This window comes from Haloferax sp. Atlit-6N (assembly GCF_003383195.1).
Classification (GTDB): domain Archaea; phylum Halobacteriota; class Halobacteria; order Halobacteriales; family Haloferacaceae; genus Haloferax; species Haloferax gibbonsii.
Genome location: NZ_QEQJ01000003.1, coordinates 288,663 through 310,928, shown reverse-complemented (window position 1 = coordinate 310,928; position 22,266 = coordinate 288,663). Strand labels below are relative to the sequence as shown.

17 protein-coding genes are annotated in these 22,266 nt (G+C 62.6%); 9 read left to right on the top strand and 8 right to left on the bottom strand.

The features are described 5' to 3' along the window. Nucleotides 1-101 precede the first annotated feature (101 nt). Together fdhF and DEQ92_RS13695 are read right to left on the bottom strand one after the other, a co-directional pair. Nucleotides 102-3,425, bottom strand: coding sequence for a formate dehydrogenase subunit alpha (gene fdhF, locus DEQ92_RS13700; protein WP_115820975.1), 3,324 nt, complete (start codon nt 3,423-3,425; stop codon nt 102-104). Continuing rightward, nucleotides 3,422-4,942 (bottom strand): NADH-ubiquinone oxidoreductase-F iron-sulfur binding region domain-containing protein, encoded by a 1,521-nt coding sequence (locus tag DEQ92_RS13695; protein WP_115820974.1) that lies wholly within the window; start codon nt 4,940-4,942, stop codon nt 3,422-3,424. Before DEQ92_RS13695 ends, fdhF begins: the two co-directional genes overlap by 4 nt. A gap of 223 nt (nt 4,943-5,165) precedes the next feature. Between DEQ92_RS13695 and DEQ92_RS13690 the strand changes: the two genes are divergently transcribed. The 3 genes from DEQ92_RS13690 to DEQ92_RS23905 all read left to right on the top strand — a co-directional run bounded on the left by DEQ92_RS13690 (nt 5,166) and on the right by DEQ92_RS23905 (nt 7,412). After that, the gene (locus DEQ92_RS13690) at nt 5,166-5,441 is read left to right on the top strand and encodes a hypothetical protein (protein ID WP_008097301.1); all 276 of its coding nucleotides are present in this window, start codon (nt 5,166-5,168) and stop codon (nt 5,439-5,441) included. Nucleotides 5,442-6,020: 579 nt separating this feature from the next. Then, complete coding sequence (locus DEQ92_RS13685; RefSeq protein ID WP_115820973.1) at nt 6,021-7,178, top strand: glutathione-independent formaldehyde dehydrogenase; 1,158 nt, start codon at nt 6,021-6,023, stop codon at nt 7,176-7,178. Nucleotides 7,179-7,247: 69 nt separating this feature from the next. After that, the gene (locus DEQ92_RS23905; RefSeq protein WP_193493643.1) at nt 7,248-7,412 is read left to right on the top strand and encodes a hypothetical protein; all 165 of its coding nucleotides are present in this window, start codon (nt 7,248-7,250) and stop codon (nt 7,410-7,412) included. Nucleotides 7,413-7,480: 68 nt separating this feature from the next. Here DEQ92_RS23905 and DEQ92_RS13680 read toward each other — a convergent pair whose 3' ends face one another. The 3 genes from DEQ92_RS13680 to DEQ92_RS13670 all read right to left on the bottom strand — a co-directional run bounded on the left by DEQ92_RS13680 (nt 7,481) and on the right by DEQ92_RS13670 (nt 10,378). Beyond that, complete coding sequence (locus DEQ92_RS13680) at nt 7,481-8,716, bottom strand: RNA-guided endonuclease TnpB family protein (RefSeq protein ID WP_115820972.1); 1,236 nt, start codon at nt 8,714-8,716, stop codon at nt 7,481-7,483. Beyond that, nucleotides 8,713-9,102, bottom strand: a complete 390-nt coding sequence (gene tnpA, locus DEQ92_RS13675; RefSeq protein WP_115805550.1) for an IS200/IS605-like element ISHvo18 family transposase — start codon at nt 9,100-9,102, stop codon at nt 8,713-8,715. Before tnpA ends, DEQ92_RS13680 begins: the two co-directional genes overlap by 4 nt. A gap of 142 nt (nt 9,103-9,244) precedes the next feature. Then, the gene (locus tag DEQ92_RS13670; protein WP_115820971.1) at nt 9,245-10,378 is read right to left on the bottom strand and encodes a GTP-binding protein; all 1,134 of its coding nucleotides are present in this window, start codon (nt 10,376-10,378) and stop codon (nt 9,245-9,247) included. Between the two features lie 277 nt (nt 10,379-10,655). On the opposite strand from DEQ92_RS13670, the gene DEQ92_RS13665 reads away from it, so the two are divergent. Both DEQ92_RS13665 and yqeC read left to right on the top strand, forming a co-directional pair. Continuing rightward, nucleotides 10,656-12,410, top strand: a complete 1,755-nt coding sequence (locus tag DEQ92_RS13665; protein ID WP_115820970.1) for an aldehyde ferredoxin oxidoreductase family protein — start codon at nt 10,656-10,658, stop codon at nt 12,408-12,410. A gap of 51 nt (nt 12,411-12,461) precedes the next feature. Then, nucleotides 12,462-13,193 carry a selenium cofactor biosynthesis protein YqeC gene (gene yqeC / locus DEQ92_RS13660; protein WP_115820969.1) on the top strand — a complete coding sequence of 244 codons (732 nt, stop codon included), beginning with the start codon at nt 12,462-12,464 and terminating at the stop codon, nt 13,191-13,193. Here yqeC and DEQ92_RS13655 read toward each other — a convergent pair. Next, on the bottom strand, nt 13,190-13,801 hold the full coding sequence (locus tag DEQ92_RS13655; protein WP_008097293.1) for a molybdenum cofactor guanylyltransferase: 612 nt from the start codon (nt 13,799-13,801) through the stop codon (nt 13,190-13,192). The two genes, yqeC and DEQ92_RS13655, sit on opposite strands and share 4 nt — an antisense overlap. Before the next feature lie 1,558 nt (nt 13,802-15,359). Between DEQ92_RS13655 and DEQ92_RS13650 the strand changes: the two genes are divergently transcribed. Both DEQ92_RS13650 and DEQ92_RS13645 read left to right on the top strand, forming a co-directional pair. Beyond that, nucleotides 15,360-16,163: an inositol monophosphatase gene (locus DEQ92_RS13650; protein WP_115820968.1), complete on the top strand. Its 804-nt coding sequence runs from the start codon at nt 15,360-15,362 to the stop codon at nt 16,161-16,163. A gap of 655 nt (nt 16,164-16,818) precedes the next feature. Then, complete coding sequence (locus DEQ92_RS13645) at nt 16,819-17,616, top strand: IclR family transcriptional regulator (RefSeq protein ID WP_115820967.1); 798 nt, start codon at nt 16,819-16,821, stop codon at nt 17,614-17,616. A 69-nt stretch (nt 17,617-17,685) separates the two neighbouring features. Here the strand turns inward: DEQ92_RS13645 and DEQ92_RS13640 are convergent, their stop codons facing one another. Further along, complete coding sequence (locus tag DEQ92_RS13640; protein ID WP_008097271.1) at nt 17,686-19,353, bottom strand: aldehyde ferredoxin oxidoreductase family protein; 1,668 nt, start codon at nt 19,351-19,353, stop codon at nt 17,686-17,688. A 158-nt stretch (nt 19,354-19,511) separates the two neighbouring features. On the opposite strand from DEQ92_RS13640, the gene DEQ92_RS13635 reads away from it, so the two are divergent. Both DEQ92_RS13635 and DEQ92_RS13630 read left to right on the top strand, forming a co-directional pair. Then, nucleotides 19,512-20,891 (top strand): aspartate aminotransferase family protein, encoded by a 1,380-nt coding sequence (locus tag DEQ92_RS13635; RefSeq protein WP_008097269.1) that lies wholly within the window; start codon nt 19,512-19,514, stop codon nt 20,889-20,891. An 18-nt stretch (nt 20,892-20,909) separates the two neighbouring features. Further along, entirely contained in the window at nt 20,910-21,296 is a 387-nt protein-coding gene (locus tag DEQ92_RS13630; protein WP_115805557.1) for a Rid family detoxifying hydrolase, read from the top strand. Nucleotides 21,297-21,359: 63 nt separating this feature from the next. Here the strand turns inward: DEQ92_RS13630 and DEQ92_RS13625 are convergent, their stop codons facing one another. Next, nucleotides 21,360-22,013 (bottom strand): hypothetical protein, encoded by a 654-nt coding sequence (locus DEQ92_RS13625; protein WP_008097264.1) that lies wholly within the window; start codon nt 22,011-22,013, stop codon nt 21,360-21,362. Nucleotides 22,014-22,266 lie beyond the last annotated feature (253 nt).

The window sequence follows — 22,266 nt, the reverse complement described above, 5'->3', positions numbered from 1 at the left end:
AGGCGCGTAGTCCACCCCGCCACAAATCCCAGCTTTCAGCGGGAGTCAGCAAGCCGCCAGGTGTTGTAGAGCAGTCCGGCGAAACGAAGCGACCCCCGCAATCAGTCGCTGCCGCGGTCGGCGCTGCCAGCACCTGCGTCCGGAGTCCGCAGCACGTCCGGGTCGGCATCCGGTCCGAGCGGTTCGACGCGCACGCTCGACACTTTGTACTCCGGAATGCCGGCCTGCGGGTCGAAGGTTTCCTGCGTGAGTTTGTTGACCGCACCGGCCGCGAAGTGCATCGGGATGAAGAGCGTTCCGTCGCCGACGCGGTCGGTCACCTCCGCCTTGACGACGATGTCGCCACGGCGGGATTCGACCCTGACGTACTCGCCGTCCGAGACGCCGAGTTCCGCGGCGGTCGTCGGGCTGATTTCGACGAAGCTCTCGCCGACGTGGCTCATAAGCCCCTCGACACGTCGGGTGATCTGTCCGGTGTGCCAGTGATAGAGAACCCGCCCGGACGTGAGCGTGAGGGGGTACTCCTCGTCCGGTAGTTCACCGGGATGGCCGCCGTCTGCCGGCACGAAGCGGGCGAGGCCGTCGTCGAAGTTGAACGCTCCCTCCTCGTAGTCGTAGAGATACGGCGTGCCGGGATGGTCTTCGTCCCAGCAGGGCCACTGGAGTCCGTGCTCGTCGCCCGATTCGAGACGCTCGTAACTGACGCCACCATAGATGGGAGTCAGGTCGCTGATCTCCTCCATGACTTCCCGCGGGTGGTCGTAGCCCCAGTCGTAGCCCAGCCTGGCCGCCAGTTCCTGCGTTATCACCCAGTCCTGGCGTGCCTTTCCGGGCGGCTCCGCGGACGCTCGAACCCGCTGAACCCGACGTTCGGTGTTGGTGAAGGTGCCGTGTTTCTCCGGCGAGGTCGCCGCCGGCAACACCACGTCCGCGTGCTCTGCAGTCTCCGTCATGAAGATGTCCTGTACGACGAGGAAGTCCAAGCCGTCGAGCGCCTCACCGGCGTGCTGGATATCGGGTTCCGAGAGCGCGGGGTTCTCCCCGACGATGTACATTCCGCGGAGTTTGCCTTCGTGGGCCTCGCTGAGCATCTCCGGGACTTTGAGCCCGGGTTCGGCCGGCGGACGTTCGCCCCACACCTCGGCGAACTTCTCGCCGACCTCGTCGTCGGCCGGGTCTTGGTACCCGGGGAGACTGCCGGGCAGGGTACCCATGTCGCCGCCGCCCTGCACATTGTTCTGGCCCCGGAAGGGAGAGAGTCCGGCACCCGGTTTCCCGACCTGCCCGAGCGTGAGCGCGAGGTCGGCCATCGCGAGGAGGTTTTCCGTCCCGTGGCTGGATTGGGTCATCCCCATCGCCCAGCCGAAGACGACGTTCTCGGCGTTTGCGAGCGTCTCGGCGGCCGACTGCAGTTCTGCTGGAGGGACGCCGGCCAGTTCCTCGACTTTCTCGGGTGTAAACGCCTGGACCTTCTGCTTGACCTCCTCGAACCCGTTCGTATTCCGTTCGATGAACGTCTCGTCGTGCAGGTCGTGTTCGATGAGGTATCGGATGAGTCCGTTGAGCCACGCCACGTCGTAGCCGGGCGTCGTTCTCGTGTACTGGTCGGCGTGCTCGGCGATGCCGATTTTCCGGGGGTCGAACACCACGAGGTCGGCCCCGTCGCGGACGTTCTGCTTGATGCGAGTCGCCAACACCGGATGCGACTCGGTCGTGTTCGACCCGCTGATGAGGTAGGCGTCGGCCTCGCCGATGTCCTCGTTGATGCGGTTCGTCATCGCGCCGTAGCCGAGCGTCTGTTGGAGCGCCGCCACCGTCGACGAGTGACAGAGTCGGGCGCAGTTGTCGATGTTCTTCGTGCCGAGCACCTGTCGAGCGAACTTCTGGACGAGATACGCCTCCTCGTTGCTCCCCTTCGACGACGCGAGGCAACTAACCGCGTCGACGCCGTGTTCGTCCTGAATCCCGTGGAGTTCGCTGGCGACGTAGTCGAGCGCCTCGTCCCACGAGGCCGCCTCGAACTCGCCGTCCTCGTTTCGAATCAGTGGCTTCGTGAGCCGCTTCTTGCTGTTGGCGAAGTCGTGTCCGAACTTCCCCTTCACGCACGTCGAGAAGTTGTTGGCCGGTGCATTGTCCGGGTCGTCGACGGGTTGGACGCCGAGGGCGTTGCCGTCTTTGCCCCACATCTCGAACCGACAGCCGACCGCACAGAACCCACACGTCGTCTCCGCTTTGTCGACCTTGCCCAATCGGTAGTCGCTGACGAGCGACGCGATGTCGAATAGCCGACCCTCTGGCAGCGTCTGCGCCGCAATGTTCTCCGCGGTGTGTTCGCCCGCGAGTACGGCCTTCCGACCGTATTTTTCGAGGAAGTCGGACGCCCGGCGTTTGCTCTGATCCATATAGCGGGCGACACCGCTTTGCTCCTCCTGTCTTGCGTTGGCTTCGTCCCCAGCACTCCCCGCACTACCGGGAGCGGGCGAGCGGTTCGGTGCCGTCGTGTCGTCGAGCGTCTCTACCTCCTCGTGTTCGATGACTCGTCCGACTGAGTTCCGCTGTGTGAATCCCGGCAGCGGGAGCGTCCCGGCACCGCCGATATCCTTCTCGGTCAGGGCGCCGGTCGGACAGACCGTGGCGCAGTGTCCGCAGGAGACGCAGTCGGAGTCGGCCATCGTCTCGGCGTCGGACTGGAAGCCGATGCGGGTGTCCTCCCCGGAGCCCTCGATGCGGAGGACGCCTTCGACCTGAACGTCGTTACAGCCCTCGACGCACCGGTTACAGAGGATGCACTTGTTGCGGTCGATCTGAATGAACGAGGAACTGTCGTCGAGCGGTTCGTATTCGCTGCGCTCGTCGAAGACGCCGTAGCGCGGGTGGTCGACCCCCTCGCTGATGGCCGTCTCCTGTAGTTCACAGCGTCCGTTTCCGTTACAGGTCGTACAGCGCAGATTGTGGTTAGAGAGGACGAGGTCGAGATTGACGCTCCGGCACTCCTCGGCGGTCGCCGTGTCGGTCTCGACCGTCAGCCCATCCTCAGCTGGGAACGAACAGGAGGGGACAACCCCGTGTTCGTCCGTTTCGACCATGCAGGTTCGACACTCGCTCCGAGGGCCGATTTCGTCGCTCGCATCGCCTTCGCGGTCGTAGTAGCAGAGCGCCGGAACGTCAGCGTCCTCGTCGAGGCTGTCGGCACCGGGGTCCACGCTCACTATCTCGTCGTCGACGGCCTGCATGGCGTCGATGATAGTCGACCCCGGTGGAACGGTAACCCGTGTTCCGTTAACCGTGATTGTCGTTGGACTCTCACCGCCGGTTCCGACGGGTGGGTCGTTCGCGGTCCCGGTCTCAAACTCCGCCGTGACCGCTGTCTCGTGCTGTGGGTCGTCTATCTCCGGAACGCCCGGGAGTGGGTCGTCAGTACTCATAGTTTGTCAGTACAGGTGCCGCTCGGACAGCGGCCGTCAGCATGTGCTTCGAAACTCGATTCGAACTCGTCCATCGCAGTCAGGACCGGACGCGGTGCATGGGCACCGATCAGGCAGTTGCTCGACTGAGTCATGACCCGGCCGAGTTCGCGTATTTTCCCCCGGTCGAACGAGCCTCGGTAGACCGCTCGCAACAGCTCGGTGAGTTGAACGGTCCCTTCTCGTCCCGGAACGCACCGCCCGCTGTTGGCTTCCGAGGCAAAGCGCGCTCGGTCTCCGGCAGTCGCAACCGCACACCGCTCATCGTTCAACAGTTCGACGACGCCCTCCGTTCCGAGGCCAGCCGCAGTCAGTCCGGCTACGGTTGGTGCGATATCCAGCGTCCGGGTGACTCCTCCAAAAACCCCGCCGACGCAGGCCATCTTGAACGAACCCTCCAGTTCGACGGCGTTCCGAACCGCCGAGAGGTGGGCGTCAGAACCCAACTCTATCGTCGCGGGGGCAGTCACGTCGCCGGTGACAGTCAGCAGTCGCGTCGCCGATCCAGACCCGCTTCTATTGGTCTCCTCCGGGTCCGAGAGCGCGAGATGGATATGGGCGAAGGTCCGCGGCGTATGGATGACCGTGGGGCGACCGTAGAGCCCGTACTCGGCCGGCGACGGTGGCTGGAGACGGGGCTCAATTCTATCCGCACCCTCTATCGCTTCGAGCGCCGCCGTCGGTTCGCCGGCACGGTATTCGTCGGGGCCTGCGACGAGTACCGGAACGACCGGTAGTTCGTCCGCAGCGGCCGAAATGGCCTGCTGAAGACGCTCCCGGAGTTCGGTGTCGGTCTCTGCGAGGTGGATGACCGCATCGGTCGTATCGAGGTACTCGGCGACGGCCGCCACTCCGTCGAGCACCGACATCGGCGACCCGGCGAGGAGCGTTTGGTCCGCCCGCTGCCGGTCGTCCGCGTCGTTTGCATTCACGACGACGACTGGGTCGCCGTCGGCCTCTCGTGCGCGTCGCCAAGCGTCCGCGACCGGTTCGTCAGCGGTGGCATCACCTCTGCCGCGACCGACGAGCCCAGCGTCCGCGATTGCGCCCGCGTCTCTATCGAGCGAGTGAAACTGGTACGCTGTCGGGTCCAGGGGGCCGACCCACCCACAGGGACCGAGGACGCGCCGCTCCCCCACCGCGAACGGCCCGTCCGTCGGAACCGGAAGCGTCGTCGTCTCGACGTCATGTTCGACGACTGCTGCGCCACCGTCCGTCGGTAACTCCCCATCTTCCATGGCGGCGACGAGGTCTCGGACCTTCGGCGTCTCCGGAGCTGGGAAAAACACAGTCCGCCCCGCGTCGGTCGCGAGGACCAACGGGTCGTACTCGCTGATTCCGGTGGGTCCCGTTCGGAGGACCGTGACGGAGTCGGCGGCGGCACGTGCGGTGCTCAAGACGCGCTCGCCGTGTTCCGTTCGTCCGGCTCCCGAGACCCGGACAGTCGGCGACTGGAGCCCTTCGCCTGTGCGATTCATTCTCACGGATGAAGAGACACGGCGGGGTTAAAAAATCATCCCAACCCACGCGCGCCGGAGTGCGGGGTCGAGGCATTCGAGAGAGTTCGGAACCGGCTTCGAGTTCGGTTTCCCGAACGCGTCGAAGTCGGCGCGAGCGCGATTGGGCGGGAGACAGGTGACTGCACCGGACGGGACAGCGAGCGGAGCAAAGACCTAAGGCGGCGACGTGCCGTCTACCGTGATGATGACGAACCCACGGTTCGACGACGTTCGAGAGAAGGCGGCCGATGCGACTCGCGAAGACGACGTCCTGTCCGTGTACACCGGGCTCGTCCACCACGACGGTCGACACGAGTACTACTTCGCCAACGATACCGAAGAGGCGTCGGAGTTACGCGAGACTGCGGCCGTCCAACTCGGGATGCTGGTTCGGGTCCTCGCGGACCGCTCCGATAGCGACGTCGAGGAGATTACCGACCTCGCGGCGGAGCGAGCCGAGAACATGCGATTGAAGTAGTCATTACTCTGGTACCGGGTGTTCGGAAGCGCATTCTCGTCGGGACGTGTCGGACGTGTCACCGAGTCGCTCCGCGTCGGGCGCGAGCGGACGCCGTCCCACGGTGAGAACCAAATCGCTGTCCGTCGTTACCTGACAGTATGCGCCAACAACTGCCGAGGTGTCGAAGTGCTACTGATGCGCTTCATCGCCAGCCGTTTTGGGCGGTCCGTCGTGGATTCATTCCGGGGGCGAACGCCCCGCACATCATGTAAGAAAACAGAGTGCTTGTGGGATATCTCGGCTCGCACGTGAGATACAGACTCCGGCGAAGTTGATTGTGGTACGGTCCTGCGACAGTCGGTCGGACAGATAGCGCCGAACGCGGCCGCGACCGTCGAATTCGAACTCGAGCTTCAGTGAGCGAGTAATCGAACCGAGTTCAACATAGAAAACACACATAATAATTTTTCTGATATTTTGAGAATGCATTACTAAACTCTCCTCAAGCGTGAAGTGTCCGATATCAGGAAGGCTGAATCGACCCGAGATATAAATAGCAACCGTTCGCAGAGGCCGAGTGGAGTCCACACAATGTCTATGAACGCAGTCGTCTACAAAGGCGAACGAGAAGTCGCAGTCGAAGAAGTCGAAGAGCCCCAGATCGAACATCCAAACGACGTCGTCATCGACATCACGACGACCTGTATCTGCGGGTCCGACCTCCACATGTACGAGGGACGGACGGCCGCGGAGCCGGGAATCGTGTTCGGCCACGAGAATATGGGAATCGTCGAAGAGGTCGGCGAGGCCGTCAGTAGTCTCGAAGTCGGCGACCGCGTCGTCGCACCGTTCAACGTCGCCTGTGGCTTCTGTGAGAACTGTGAGAACGGCTACACCGGCTTCTGTACGAACGTTAATCCGGGGTTCGCCGGGGGAGCGTACGGGTACGTCGCCATGGGACCCTATCAAGGAGGGCAGGCCGAGAAGCTCCGCATTCCGTACGCCGACTTCAACGCGCTCAAGCTACCGGACGGACGGGAGCACGAGGACTCGTTCGCGCTGCTCGCGGACATCTTCCCGACGGGCTGGCACGGCACGGAACTCGCTAACCTCGAAGCCGGCGATTCCGTCGCTATCTACGGTGCCGGTCCGGTCGGCCTGATGGCCGCCTACAGCGCCAAGCTCAAGGGCGCTGCCGAGATTTACGTCGTCGACCGCGTTCCCAGTCGCCTCGCACTCGCCGAGGAGCACTGCGACGCCACGCCTATCAACTTCGAGGAGGGCGACCCCGTCGAACAGATCAAAGAGATTCACGGCGGCGGCGTCGACAAGGGCGTCGACGCGGTCGGCTACCAGGCTATCGACCCGGACAAGGAAGCCGACGCCGCGTACGACCCTGCTCGCGAGAACCCGGCTGTCGTCATCAACAACCTCATTCGGACGGTCCGACCGACCGGCGAACTCGGTATTCCCGGTCTCTACGTGCCAGACGACCCCGGCGCTCCCGACGAGATGGCCGCTCAGGGTCGCCTCGGCATCGACTTCGGTCTCCTCTTCGAGAAAGGTCAGGCACTCGGCACCGGTCAGTGTAACGTCAAGGAGTACAACCGACCACTCCGGGACATGATAATCGAAGGCCGCGCCGACCCGAGTTGGGCCGTCTCCCACCGCGTCGGCCTCGACGACGCGCCCGAGATGTACGAGAAGTTCGACAACCGCGAGGAGGGAGTCACGAAGGTACTGCTGGAACCCTAACGTAGCGGAGTCTCTCAACTCGGCCCCCTCACCGACACTCCTTTGCCGGTTTGCCCGGTATCGCGTTCTATGTGTCAGTACTGCAGTTACCGGTACCACGACGGTTGGACGCAGTTGTTGGAGTACGACGAGGTGTATCAGACGGTGATCAGCGGTGAGTCGGAGTCGACCTACGGCTTTCACGAATCGTGGGACGAACTCCGAGACGAGGTCGACTTCGGCGCGGCCTATTGACCTCCTCCCGCGCCTAAAGTCGCGGGAATCCCACCATGGGATTTCAGGCCGAGTGCGGCCCTAAGGTTTCAAGACGCATACGTTCCAAGCGTCTCTTGCTGGGTGTCAGCATCGGCTTGGCTGTCTTGTGGGACGGTCAAATGTCCCCCTTCCTCAGCCGAGTCATCGCCATCCGTGTGTTCTCTTGAATGACTCTCTCCACTGAGGTAGCGGTCTGCAATATTGAGCGCGGCGTTAACGTCTGCTTGGTACTCCGAAACCCAACACGCCGAGTTGGAACACTTGAACGTCGCCTGCTTCGGACGGTAGCCCGTCTCTCCGCAACAGTGGCACGTTTTCGAGGTGTACGCGGGGTTCACTGTCTCCACACGAATCCCTTTCTCAGACGCCTTGTAGCGAATCTGAGCGTGCATCTTGGCGAAGCCCCATCCGTGAAGCCGTCGATTCATGAACGCGCCGTAGTCCATGTTCTCACGGATGTGCGTCAAGTCTTCCAGAACCAACACGGGATTCTCGAATCGGTCGGCGTAGGAGACGACCTCCGACGTGACCGTGTGAAGGATGTGGTCGATGTGTCGCCACAACTCGTCGCCGTAGGATTCAGCGATACGTTCGCTTCCGCGTTTTTGAAGGCGTCGAGTCGCCGTGAAGTACGTCTCACGGAGTTGCCGTACTCGCATGCCTTCGTCGTTCCAGAGGTTGGGTGCAGTCGGGGGGCCGCGCTCGTCACGGTGACACACCGTTAACAAAGAGGCTTCCCCGATGTCTACCCCAATCGGCGTTTCCACCGAACTGGTCTCTCGTTCCTCCACGTCCCGCGTGGCGACGATGTGAAAGTACCACTCGCCGTCACGGTCGAACAACCGACATTCGCCCATCTTTGCGTCTCCTGCGTGCAACGCTTCCAACCACTCTCGCTGTTCGGGATTCGGTTGCGCGGGCAACCAGAGGTTGTAGTCGTCGTGGTGCGGGATTTTGACGTACCACTCGATAGCGTTCTGTGGCTTGTGGTCGAGCTTCGGGCCTTCGTTCGTGAACCGAACGGGGTGGTCGTCGTGAAGCTCTTTGGCGTCGTAGCTTCCGCCACAGAGTTGTGGGACGTACTTCTTGAGCGCGTTCTTGGCGTAGCCGCTCAGGTCGTAGTTGACTACCACGTCGTTCGCCGCCGACTGTGTGGTGCAGTTAGCGTTGAACGCGGATTCAAGGGCGTCTTGGTACGCCTGTTCCGTCTCACAGAGTTTCCGATGCTTGTGGGTGTTCGGTTCCACAAGCTTCAGTTCCAGCGTCTCGGTGAGTTCGGTCACTGTTCGTCCTCCTCGTGACGCTGGATGTACTTCTCGACAGTCTCACTCGAAACGTGTCCTGCTGTCCCCGCGTAGTAGCCTCGCACCCACTTGATTTTCTCACTGTCGTGGTCGGCGTGTCGGTGGTTGTACTTCCGCGAACTGATGCCTTTGAACCAGTTGGCGAGAAGTGACGGAGCGTGCTTCGGCGGGCTACTGACGAACAGGTGGATGTGGTCGGGTTGGACAGTGAGGTCGATAATCTCCAACCCCTTCTCGTCAGCGATTTCGTGGAGGATGTCTCGCACACGGGTTGCAACGTCACCGACGGGTACCGACCGACGGTACTTCGGTATCCACACTATGTGGTAGTTGAGGTTGTACGTTGCGTGCCGTGTGGTCTTCATCCGTACTACACACTATACGTAGCGTGTGTCTTAAAACCACCTTACACGGTGGGAAATCCAGCCGTACTACCGTCGGTGGTTGTGTACGCTATTGTCCGCTTGACCCGCGCCTGAAGACGCGGGTATGCGCTCGCACTATGTATCAGGCGGACTCGCGGGGAAACGGGTCGTCGGGATACGCCGCCCTTCGCTCGTCCGTCGTCGCCAGACACTCGTCGAGTTCTCGGGTTACTGCGTCTTCGTCGAGGTCGCGACCGATGAACACGAGTCGCGTCTCGGGGTCATCATCTCCCCATCGACCGATGGGACCGGCCTGCACCGACGGTCCCGCCTGACTCACGCCGAGAACCGCCTCGGGACGACTCGCGACCCACGCGAACCCCTTCGCGCGGACGACGTTCCCCCGCCAGTCGTCGAGCCACGCGTCGAGACGCTGCGGATGGAACGGACGGTCTCGACGGTAGACGAAAGACTCGACGCCGTGGGCCGTCGCTGCCGAGACGCCCTCATCGTGGGTATGGTCATGGTCGGTGTCGTGGTCGTGGTCGTGGTCCGCCTCGGTCCCGTCGCTCGCGAGGGCCTGCTTCCACCCCTGGTGGCGCTTCGCCGCCTCGAAATCGAAGCGTCTCGTATCGAGAACCCGCGTCGGGTCGACTTCGCTGTAGGTCGTCCGGTGGAGGCTCGCACGCGGCTGGAGCTCTCGAATCTCGGCCTCGACGGCGTCCAACGCATCGTCGGGGACCATATCGCACTTGTTCAGCAACAGCACGTCACAGAACTCGACCTGCTCGACGAGTACCTCCGTCAGCGGACGCTCCGGGTCGGGGGCGGCGTCCGGAAGCGACTCCGCCGGGTCGAACGCCTTCCAAAACCCGTAGGCGTCGATGACCGAGACCGTGGTATCTAACCGGAGTCGTTCCGGCAGACCGCCCTCGTTCGACTCGCCCGTCAGCGCCCGCGCAATCGGGAGCGGTTCGCTGATTCCCGAGGCCTCGATGAGGAGATAGTCGAACGAACGCGTCTCCGCCAACCGCGTCACCTCAGTCACGAGGTCGTCTTGCAACCGGCAACAGATACAGCCGTTCGAGAGGTCGACGACTCCATCGTCAGCCTCTGACGCGACTAATTCCGCGTCGACGTTCAATTCGCCCATATCGTTGACGACGACGGCGATGTCTCTGTCACCGGGGTCGTTCAGGAGTCGATTGACCAACGTCGTTTTACCCGCCCCGAGTGGACCGCTAACGACCGTAATCGGTATTTCGGCTGTGGACATGTCGATGTGTGTGACGCCTCACGAGTGGTCGTAATGAAGACTGGGGCGGCCGACTCACACAGGAGACAGAACCCGCCGTTCTCCGAACTGCCGTCGTGAAAACACATCATGACTATTCTTTGATACTTCTGGTTTCCTGTCCGTTCGTGTTGGGCACCTCGAACACCGAACAAACCGAACTGTGCGTCTTTGTCGGAGACGTTCGCCCCTCGAAATCGCTCGACGGTCCGCGAGAACGGCATCATCTTTTTGGTCGCCGGTACTGACGAACGACCAGATGGCGCCTCCAATCGCTGACCGACTCCTCACAGTCGACTTGTCCGCCGGCTCGGTCGAGAGTACGCCGATTCCGGACGGGTGGCGACAGCGATACGTCGGCGGAAAAGGGTTGGGTGCCCGCTATCTCTACGACGAACTCGACGCCGGCGTCGACCCGCTCGGCGAAGAAAACGCGATTCTGTTCATGCTTGGCCCGCTCTCGGGCTATCTCCCGGGTGACTCGAGATACGCCGCCATCACGAAATCCCCGTTGACAGGGTGTTTTCTCGACTCGTACGCGGGGGGTGAATTTCCCGACTCCCTGGCCGGCGCGCTCGGGTCGCACATGGGCCTGCTCGTAACGGGCATCGCGTCCGACCCCGTTCACCTCGTCATCGAAGACGGGAGCGCGACAATCGAAGCCGCCGAGACGTGGGGAGCCAGTACGGTCGAAACGGCCCGAGCGTTCCCGAACGCGTCTGTCGCGTGTATCGGCCCCGCGGGAGAACGACAGATCGCATATGCCACGATCGCCTCCGACGCCGGCGACCACCACGCGGGCCGAGGGGGAGCGGGAGCGGTGATGGGTTCGAAGCGGCTGAAGGCGATCATCGCGAAAGGAGACCCCCCTGACGGGTTAGACGACCTGCGAGAAGCCTACACGACGAAGTACCGAGAGACCTCTACCGGACAGTGGCTACGGGCCAGCGGGACCGTCGAGACGATCGATTTCGCGAACGAAATCGGCGCACTCTCGACGCGAGGCTGGAGTGGCGGACACTTCGACGAGACGGATGAAGTAGGAATCACGACAGTCGAAGACCGAGCCGTCGGTCGCGAATACGCCGAGGCGACGACTCCGGGAGGGTATCGCGTGGCCACGGAAGAAGGCGATTACGTCCCACGCGGCGCCACCGCGATGTCGCTCGGAGCCGGACTCGACATCGACGACTTCGACGCCGTCGCAGCGTTGGGACAGACCTGTGATCGGCTCGGAATAGACCTCATTAGCGCTGGTAGCGCAGTCGCATGGACCATCAAGGCCAACGCCGCCGACGTACTCGACCGCCCACTCTCGTTCGGTGACCCCGACGGAGCACGCGCCCTCTTAGGGGAGATTGCGGAACGCGAGTCAGACCTCGGCGACGCGCTCGCGGACGGAGTCGAAGTGGCGGCGACGCAGTTCGGCGGGCGAGACCTCGTCCCCACGGTGAAATCGATGGAGCTCCCTGCCTACGACCCGCGCGGCGCGCAGAGCATGGCACTCGCGTACGCGACCAGCGATCGGGGTGCGTGCCATCGGCGGGCGCGACCCATCGAGCGCGAGGTGTTCGACGGGAACTGGGGAGCCGACCGGACCGCGGCGGAGGTCACTCGCGAACAGGACCAGCGGTCGATACTCTGGAGTCTTATCGCCGATGACTTTTTCGGCGACGCGCTCGACGACCTCGGCCGGGAGTGGCTCGAATCGGTCAGCCTCGAAACCGTCGGGGAACTCGCCACAGTCGGCGAACGAGTTTGGAACGTGACGCGCCTGTTCAACGTCCGTGAAGGTATCTCGCGCGAGGACGATGCGCTGCCGGCCACGCTCCAAGAGCCGCTTGGGACAGGGCCACGCGCAGGTGCAGTCGTCGATAGCGACGATTTCGACTCGATGCTCGACGCGTACTACCGCCGCCGTGGTTGGGACGAAAACGGCGTGCCGACGGCCCAGACTATCGACCGCCTCGACCTTACTGAACTCACCGAGGACTTCGACCACCTCCATGATTGAACACCACACGAACGGCGGGACGGCGAACTGTACACTACCCGTGGAGCGAATATGATGCTCGCCGATCTGCTCTGCGCTCGAAGCGGCGTGGTCTGCGTCGTCGGCGCGGGCGGTAAAAAGTCCACACTGTACGCGCTGGCGCGTCAACTCGACCGCGCCGTCGTGACGGCCACCGTCCGCATCCCCACCTTCGACCAGCACGTCGCCGACGTGGTCGTGACCGAGCGCCCGGCTGCCGCGCTCGAACGGGTGGCGGACTGGCCGGTGGGCGTCGTTCCCGACCGCGACCGCGACGACCGCTACCGCGGGTACGACCCCGACGTGGTCGACGCCATCGGAGAATCGGACGCCACCGACGCCGTGCTGGTGAAGGCCGACGGCGCGCGGATGCGCGAGTTCAAGGCACCAGGTGACCGCGAACCACAACTCCCGGAGACTGCCGACACCGTCCTCCCCATCGCCAGCGTCCACGCGGTCGGCGAACCGCTTACCGAAGCGTGCGTCCACCGCCCGGAGCGGGTCACCACCCTCACCGACCTCGAACTCGGCGACACGATCCGCCCGTCCGACGTCGCAACAGTACTCACCAGCGAACGTGGCGGCCACGCGGATGTCCCCGACGGTGCGACAGTGATTCCCGTGCTGAACAAGGTCGACGACGCGGCCCTCGAGGCTGTCGCACGGGAGATTGCTTCGGACGTTCTGGCTCAGTCGGACGTCCCACGCGTCGTACTGACGCAGTTGACGGCGTCTGACCCCGTCGTGGCCGCCGTAGAACGCTAGCGCAACTGTTCCGCCGCGTGAGCGAGCTCTTCGGGGGTGTTGATGTTCTCGAAGGTATCGAGGCTCGCGTACTCGCGCACCTCGTCCTCCCCGAGGACGACGTAGTCGAGCGTGAACAGCGGGTCGATGATTTTGTGGCTCCCTTCAGCTAGCGCGGTTTCACAAGCGTCGGCCATCGCCGAGGCACGGTACACCGCGTGAGTAGGCTGGAACCAGCCGTCACCGACCCGCGGCACGGCAGCGTCGTGACCGCCCGCCCGCTCGAACAGTCTGTCGATGAGCGCGGGTTCGAGAAAGGGCATATCGCATGCGGCGACGAACGCGTACTCCGTCTCCACGGCCCGCAAACCGGTCAGGATTCCCGCCATCGGCCCCTCGTCGCACTCTGCGTCTTCTGCAATCGTTATCGGGTGGTCGTAACCGTCGAGCGCGGTTCGGAGCGTATCAGCCTGTTCCGGTCGGCAGTTGACGACGAGGCTATCGATTACACCGACCATCTGGTCGGCGACGCGACGGATGAGAGGGGTCCCAGCGAGAGAAGCGACTGCTTTGTCCTCCGCACCGAACCGCGTCGAGTACCCGCCGGCGATGATGACACCGGTTCGCATACTAAGCGTGTTCATTTTCGTTGTCCAAAGCAGTTGTGCTACGAATCGGATATCGATCTGGTCCATTCTGTGTGTTCGATGCCTTTTGAGGAGTCAGAACGTTTGATTTTGGGACATTCGAGGGGGTGAAAACGTACTGGAACCATTACACAGATAGCTGTGTTATTCTATATTGTAAAATGGGCTGAGAATCCAGAATGAATTCCGAGTCAGCGATCTCCATGGCAACAGATGATATTGCGCTATACAATTTATGAATCCCCGACTATCGTATTGCGGTACAAGACGAGTGAAAACAGGAGATCGACACCCCGAACCTCGTAGAATAGAACTGTGAGGGCCGAAGAAGCTATTTCCAGAACTAACGCTTGATGGTTCAACATCGAGTCGCAGTACCGAACTGGCGACGCACTGGAACAGCCAACCACTACATTCCGATGTCTCACCTGCGAGTTGCTTGTTCGGTCCACAACTCCCGGGCCGGAGCACCCAAACCGGGCCTCCGCCGACCAATCCGAATCTGAATCCGGGGTTTTCGAGACAATCGGCGATTATGAAATATATTTGAATTGAATACTAGTATCGTTGTCTACTACAGACAACGAGGATTAGTAGTATTGGTAGATGAGCTGGCGATGAGTTAATAAATCACATATAGCTATACAAAATTGAGGATCGGTACGGCCACAACTTCGGAGGATGGGAACTTTGCGCGGCTTTGTCGAGAGGCTCGACGGTATTACGGGAGAAAAAGGCCAGAAGAACGGTTACACGAGGCAGTTCTCCGCGATTATCCGCGTCGATTGAGATTTCACCAATAGACAGCGCCACCACTCACGCAGGGCGAACCAGAGCAGTCCACAAATTAGTCAAGGGAACAGTGCCGGAGAGACCGTCTCAGCGTACCCTCCAACAGATGATCGGTGTGCAGCCCATCTCACCATCAGTCCCGGCGTTCAGCGGGAACACAGTGAGCCACGAAATATTGTAAGTAGTAATAGAATCGGTCGATTTCGTTCGAGTACCGAGACTTCAGGCGCTGAAGAGACCGCTGCGTCGAGAGTTCCAATACACACAGGAAGACAGAATGCATCGGATCCTTCGACCGCACCTTTCGGCACGACCCCCACAAGTAGCGACCTCGCTTGGTGATTCATCACAGCGATAGTGAAGTCGCGAATAAGGCGCTACAGAGACTGATTTCGGCCACGCGCTAACTCGTGACCTCGGGAGAAGGGTCACGGGTGGGCGCAGAGCCCTGCTCTGGGGGGTGCCGTACTCGTATCGAATCGCGGATGGTCGTTCTAAGAGGAAGAACGGTCGAGATACCGCGAGTCGGCACGTTGTGACCCTCAGAACACGTACACCCACGAGAGAAATTAACCGACAGCTATAGTAGCGTTTGCAACTGGTTACACATCTAATCGCACGACAGCGTGCGATTGAGTACGCATTGACTTGCAAACGCCACTATAACTCCCGTCGCGTATTCGGCAAAAGACCGCGAAGGCTTGACCGCTGTCCGAGGCTTTTTCTCGCCGTGTAGTACATAGTCGCTATGGACACGGACCCCCGCGAGGAAGTCGCAATCGACGCCGCGGAGAGAGGTGCCGACCACGCGTCGGCGCGTTTCAGAACCAAACTCGATATCGAGGAGAAAGGCGACGCGATAGACCTCGTCACGGAAGTCGACCGCGAGACACAACGGCGGGTTATCTCGACGATTCGAGAGCGATTCCCCGACGACGCGGTCGTCGGCGAGGAGGAAGACGAACTGAAGACCGTCCCCGAGTCGGGATACGCCTGGATTATCGACCCGATAGACGGGACGCAAAACTACACCCGAGGTGCCCGCGAGTGGGTGACGAGCGTCGCCGTCGTCAAAGACCAGACGCCGATTGCGGCGGTGAACGTCTCTCCCGAGACGAGAGACACCTACATCGCCACGGAAGAGGGAGTCGAGCGAAACGGGCGGCCGATCACGGTCAACGACGAGTCGAACACCAGCGCGTTTCTCGTCTCCTCGACGCTCCGGTATCAGGACGGTGACCGGCCGGGAATCGAGCGACTCGCGGGAGACATCTTCGGCACGTTCGGCGAGATGCGGAAGCTCGGGACGACGCAACTGACGCTTTCGCGCCTCGCCGACGGGTCGATAGACGCCGTCGTCGGGCTCGACGAACAACCGAACGCGTGGGACACCGTGGCCGGGGCCTACCTCGTCGAACGCGCGGGCGGAACCGTAACCGACCTCCACGGAAACAGGTGGGGACCGGGTCAGCCGGGTCTCGTCGCGTCGAACGGACACGCACACGACGAGGTGCTCGAAGCGGCGCAGACGGCGTTCGAGGCGACGCGATAACGGCACCGCCCCCCACCACCCGACCGGACAGACTTCGTGACGGGTGGCCGGGGCGTCAGAATTACACAGTTATGTCTGTAATGAGGATGGGGAGAAACCCCGTCGGCGAGAGACGTAACCCCCCGAGAGACCCCACGAACATAATAATTCTGTCACGAGGCTACGGACGGGAGTTCGCCGTGAACCGACCGAGAACGAAAGCCGAGACCACGGACCGCCGACACGTGGTGCGGATGTTAGTTCGGTGGCATCGCCCAGTCCGCGACCTCACTTAAACGTTCACGCGTCCGAAAGCCGTGACGAGTGAGGCGGTCTCAAGCCCTCACTCGCCCGTAAATTCGAACCTCACGCGTCTCGGGAGACTCGGCGTTCCTAACTTCCGAATACGTATATAGAGGCAAGTCGGTTCCCCCGCCGAAAAACAGATAATTCCAATATGTATTCTTCGTAAACATCTCTAAGACGTGTGTTAACTATTGTCAATCTCAGAGAGAACGTATAAACGTTCGGCTTTCCGGAACCAACTGCGTCGCCGAGCAGAAAGGACCGGTCGTTTACCCCCGGACGTTCAGCATCGAGTCTCGGTCGCTGGTCGGTATGGCTGGCCCCCGCAAACGGAGGTACATCTTTAACCCCTGACCGTGGATTCCCCTCCATGAATAGACACGACCCGTCCGGCGTGCTCAAGACGACCGCCGCCTCGCTGGCGCTCGTCGACCACATCCTCGAACTGGAGGGAGCGACGATGGGCGAGTTGGTCGAGGCGACGGATCTCGCGAAGAGCACCGTCCACGCCCACCTCAAGACGCTCGCGGAGTACGGCTACGTCGTGAACATCGACAACGAGTACCAGTTAGGTGCGAAGTTCTGCCACCTCGGCGACTACGTCAGAACGCGCAAGGACTACTACCGGGTCGCCCAAGAGACCGTCTCGTGGCTCGACAGCGAGTCGTCGATGGACGCGGACTTCGCGGTCGAAGAACACGGCCGCATCGTCTCGTTGTACGGCGACCTCGAGTTCGCGAACTCCCCGCGCTTTCTCATCGACGGCAGTCCGTTTCACGTCCACACGACGAGTTCGGGGAAGGCGATTATCGCCGAGTACCCGGAGACGCGAGTGCGAGACATCATCGACCGCTGGGGACTGCCAGCGGCGACGGACGCCTCCATCACGACCGAAGAGGAACTGTTCGCGGAGCTGGCGACGGTCCGCGAGCAAGGGTACGCCGAGAACAGCGGCGAGGCGGTCGAGGGCTTTTGGGCCATCGGAAAGGCCGTGAAGTCGCCGCGGGGTGAGGTGTACGGGTCGCTGAATCTGAGCGGTCCCGCCTACGTTATCGACGAGGAGACGCGGGCGACGCAGGTGGAACTGCTCGAACGCGCCGCCGAGCGGTTCGAACAGGGCGTCGCGGAACTATATCGGACTCAAGCGGACGAGGCGAACGAAGGGTGAGTGTGAGAAGCGAAAAGTGAGAAGTGAGAAACGTTCGTCGGATCGACGCGAGTCGGTCAATCGGGCGCGTTACGCCGGGACGTTGCCCGACGGGACGACGCCGTCGTCAGTCCATCCGCGACGCTCGTAGTACGCTTCGAGCGCCGCTTCGAACCCGTCTAACTCGTCGGCGTACGGGAGCGTGTCGTCGCCGCGGTCGAAGCCGCGCTGGTTGTTGAAATGCCGTTCGAGCGTGACGATGCGGTCGCCGACGGCCAGCAGGTCCTCGAAGTCGGCGCCGAACAGCATCTCGTAGCGCTCGGGAGTCATGAAGTCCCGCGAGAACTTACAGACGATGCCGCTGTCGTTGAGCGCCATCTGGTTTTCCTTCTCGATGAGGCGCTTGGGCTTGCCCTCGAACCCCTCCGGTGGGTAGGCGTCGTCCTTGCCGACGAGCGGGTACTCCTGGGAGTAGAACACCGCGTACATGTGGTCCGCGCCGCGGTTGGCGACGGCGTACGACAGACCCTGTCCGTGGAGGACCCGCCCCTCGTGGGCGGCGAAGTCCATCCCCTTGACCGTCCAGTTCTCCACGCCGAGGTCGTCGTGGACGCGGGCGATGCCCTCGGCGAGGTCGTCGCCGATTCCCTCCCGGAGCGCGATTTTCTCCACGAGGTCGTGGATAAGGTCGGTGTTACCGAACTCGTCTTCGCTGGCGAGGTAGGCCGCGACGGTGTTGCCGGCCGAGATGGCGTCAAGGCCGTAGCGGTCGCACAGCTCGTTCGACTTCATCACCTCGACGATGTCGTCGACGCCGGAGTTCGACCCGAACGCCATAGTGACTTCGAACTCGGGGCCCTCGGTTTCCACGCCCGCCTCCTCGTCTCTCGTGGGGAGTTTGCACGCGAACGCGCAGGCGGAACAGGTGCCCTTCTTGTACTTCTTCTGCTCGATGGCGTCGCCGTTGATTCCCTCCGCGCCCTCGAAGTGGCGCTCGGAGAAGTAGTACGACGGGAGGCCGTCCATCTCGTTGGCGAGGTCCAGCACGGCGACGGTCCCCTGCCGCTTCATGATGTGGTCGTCGGTGGCGGCCTCGCGGTGAATCTCCATCTGCGACGACGGAATCTCGATGTCGGGCGCGGAGTCGCCGCCGAAGGTGAGCGCCTTCACGTTCTTCGACCCGAGGACGGCACCGAGACCGCCGCGGCCGAACGCGCGCTCCTCGCTCGTCATGATGGAGGCGAAGCGCACGAGATTCTCGCCGGCGGGACCGACGACCATCGTCCGGTCGGCTTCGATGCCGTGTTCGTCGTCGAGGTACGCGACCGTCTCGGGGACCGTCGCGCCGGCGAGGTCCGGGACGGACTCGAACTCGACGCCCTCGTCTGTGACGTGGAGGACGACCAACTCGTCGCTCGCGCCCGTGAGTTCGACCGCCGAGTAGCCCGCGTCCGCGAAGTTCCGCGACACGAACCCGCCCGCGTTCGACGAGCAGAGGCCACCGGTCAGCGGCGAGACGCTGGTGCAGTTCGTGCGACCGGTGAAACTCATGTTCGACGCCTGCATCGGACCGGTGCTGAAGTAGACGCGGTTCTCCGGGCTGAAGGGGTCAACGTCGAATGAGACGCGCTCGTGAGCGAGGCGGGTGGCGACTCCGCGACCCCCGACGTAGGATTCGAGAATCTCGTCGATGTCTTCCGTCCGACTGGTCTCGTTTCCTAAGTCGACCGTGAGCAGCGGACCTTTTGCGTGTAACATTGGAAAAAGAAGGACTTGCCTCGCACAAATCCATTGTGGTTACTGTTACGTCGCTAACCAAATCACCGCGGGTGGCCGATGTCGAAACCGAATACTGTGTACGTCATCAATAGGAAGCGTGGACAAATTATTTATGACTGTTCTACATGGGTTGAGGCATGGTCGCAGGTCCGCCGATTCACGAGTTGCACTTCGACGACGCACCGAACGTGGGCGACGTTCCGGGGCCGAAATCGACGCGACTCCTCGAAAAACAGCAGCGAATCGACAGCAGCGCCGTCTCGTATCCCGAGGACATCCCTATCGCGTTCGAAAGCGGGAAGGGTGCGACGGTGCGCGACGCCGACGGCAACACCTTCATCGACATGTTCGCCGGTATCGGCGTGCTCAACGTGGGTCACTCGAACCCGTACGTGTTGGAGGCGGTCCACGAGCAGACCGACAAGTTCGTCCACACCGTCGACTTCCCGACGGAGGCCCGACTCGACCTCATCGAGAAGTTGGACGAAATCGCGCCAGAGGGACTGCGCGGGAACAACCGCGTCGTCTTCGGCGGTCCGACGGGGAGCGACGCCATCGAGGCGTCCATCAAACTCGCCAAGTACAACACCGAAGGGACCGGTCTCGTCGCCTTCCGCGGCGCGTACCACGGCGCGACGAGCGGCGCGATGAGCCTCACCGGCAACAAGAAGTTCAAGGGCGACTACTCGCCGCTCCTCCCCGACGTGGTCCACGCACCCTACCCGAACACGGTCGAGATGGGTAAAGGCCCGCAGGAGGCGGTCGACCACTGTCTCGAAGAGGTCAAGGCCATCTTCGAGGACCCCTACGGCGGCCTCGCCAACCCGGCGGGCATCTTCGTCGAACCGATTCAGGGCGAAGGCGGCGTCGTCACCCCGCCGAAGGGGTTCCTGAAAGGCCTCCGCGACATCGCCGATGACAACGACGTTCCCCTCGTGTTCGACGAGATTCAGAGCGGCCTCGGCCGCTCCGGCAAGTGGTGGGCGAGCGAGTGGTACGGTGTCACGCCGGACGTGATGACCTCGGCGAAGGCGCTCGGCGGGACCGGCTTCCCGCTGTCGGCGACCATCTACCACGAGGACCTCGACACGTGGGGGTCGGGCGACCACGCGGGCACGTACCGCGGCCACGTCGTCGGGATGCGCGCCGGCACCCGCGCCATCGAGTATATCCAGGAACACGACCTCCTCGCGCACGCCCGCGACCTCGGCCAGTACATCCGCGGCCGGCTCTCGGAGGTCGCGGAGGACAACCCCCGAATCGTGGACGTTCGCGGGAAGGGCCTGTTCATCGGCGCGGAGTTCGTCGACGCCGAGGGCAACCCCGACGGCGAGGCGGCCGACGCGCTCCAGCAGTACTGCTTCGAGCGCGGCGTACTGGTGTGGAAGGCCGGCCGGCACGGCAACATCCTGCGACTGCTCCCGCCGCTCGTGCTCACCCACGACCTCGCGGAGACGGCGCTCGACGTCATCACCGACGGCATCGAAGCGGTCACGGCCGAAACGCAACGAGTCTAACCACGGTCGAACACCACGATGCCACCCGAACGAGTTATCACGGACGACGCCCCGCGTACGGATAACCCCTACTCGCAGGGCGTCGTCGCCGGCGACACGCTCTACGTCTCGGGCTACGGCCCGGTCGACCCCGAGACGGGTGAGGTGGTCGACGGCGACATCGAAGCACAGACCGACCGCGTGCTCGACAACATCGCGGCCGTCGTCTCCGAGGCCGGCGGCGACGGCCTCGACGACGCGGTGAAACTGACGGTGTACGTCACCGACCTCGACGACTACGAACGGGTCAACGAGGCGTACGGCGCGCGGTTCGACGAGGTGCCGCCGGCGCGCGTCTGCGTCGAGGTCGCGCGCCTGCCCGGCGACGTTCGCGTCGAGATGGACGCGATAGCGTATCTCGGGTAGGCCGCAGCGCGTGGCGGCGCCGCCCGGACGCCCGGGAGATTCGCGGCCCAGTCGAACCGGGGCTCAGTCGTTCAGTTCGTCGACTCGGCGGTCGCGCCGCTCGTTCGCGGCGTCGATTCGCTCGACGAACTCGGACATCTGGGCTTTCATATCGGCGCGCAGGTCGGTCGCCGAGAAGTCGTCTGACTCCGCCAGAAGCCTGACGAACGCCTGTAGTTCCTCGTCGGTGAGCTGGTCGAACGCGCCGCGTTCGAGTTTGTCGATGACGGCGTCGACGTCGATTTGGCCGACCGGTTCGACGTTGAAATCCACCGTGACCATCCGGTAGTCGGAGCCGGCCAGTTCCTGCTCGGCCTTGTTGACGCCCTCGGAGAGCATGTCCTTGAACGGGGTGTAGTAGCCCATCGTCCCGAGGTGGAGGAACGCGAGCATGTCGGTGATGCCCCGCGTGTACGCCTCGCGGTCGGCGGCGTCGGGGTTGAACACCGTCTCGCGGTCGCGGTCTTCGAGCGACTCGAACAGGATGGTGAAATCGAGTATCGCGTTGCGGAGGCGGCGTCGAATCCGGTTTCGCTTCTGCTTTTTCGAGTGGTCGGTGTAGTCGGTCTTCCGGCCGAGCAGGAACTCGCGGTCGCTCGGCGTCAGGATGCCGCGGCCGCGGTCGGCGGCGTAGGCGAGGTCGTCGGTGCCGTCCGTTCCGTCGGCGTCGTTTGCCATATACAGAACGCGTGTACGAATTCGATTAAGCGTTACGAACGGGCCGAATATCCGGACGAATCGGGGCGATAGCCGGGGTATTCCGAAGTCTCGTCTACAGTTCGTGTGAACGCACCGGTCGAGGGCGGAGCGAGGCGCTACGCAGCGGGGAAAGCGCACGACTGCAGCGGGTCGACGTCCGACTTTCCGACCGTTTGTAAACGGATTTCGTTCTCGGCGTCACCGATAACCACAAATTTTATGGTAATGTTTG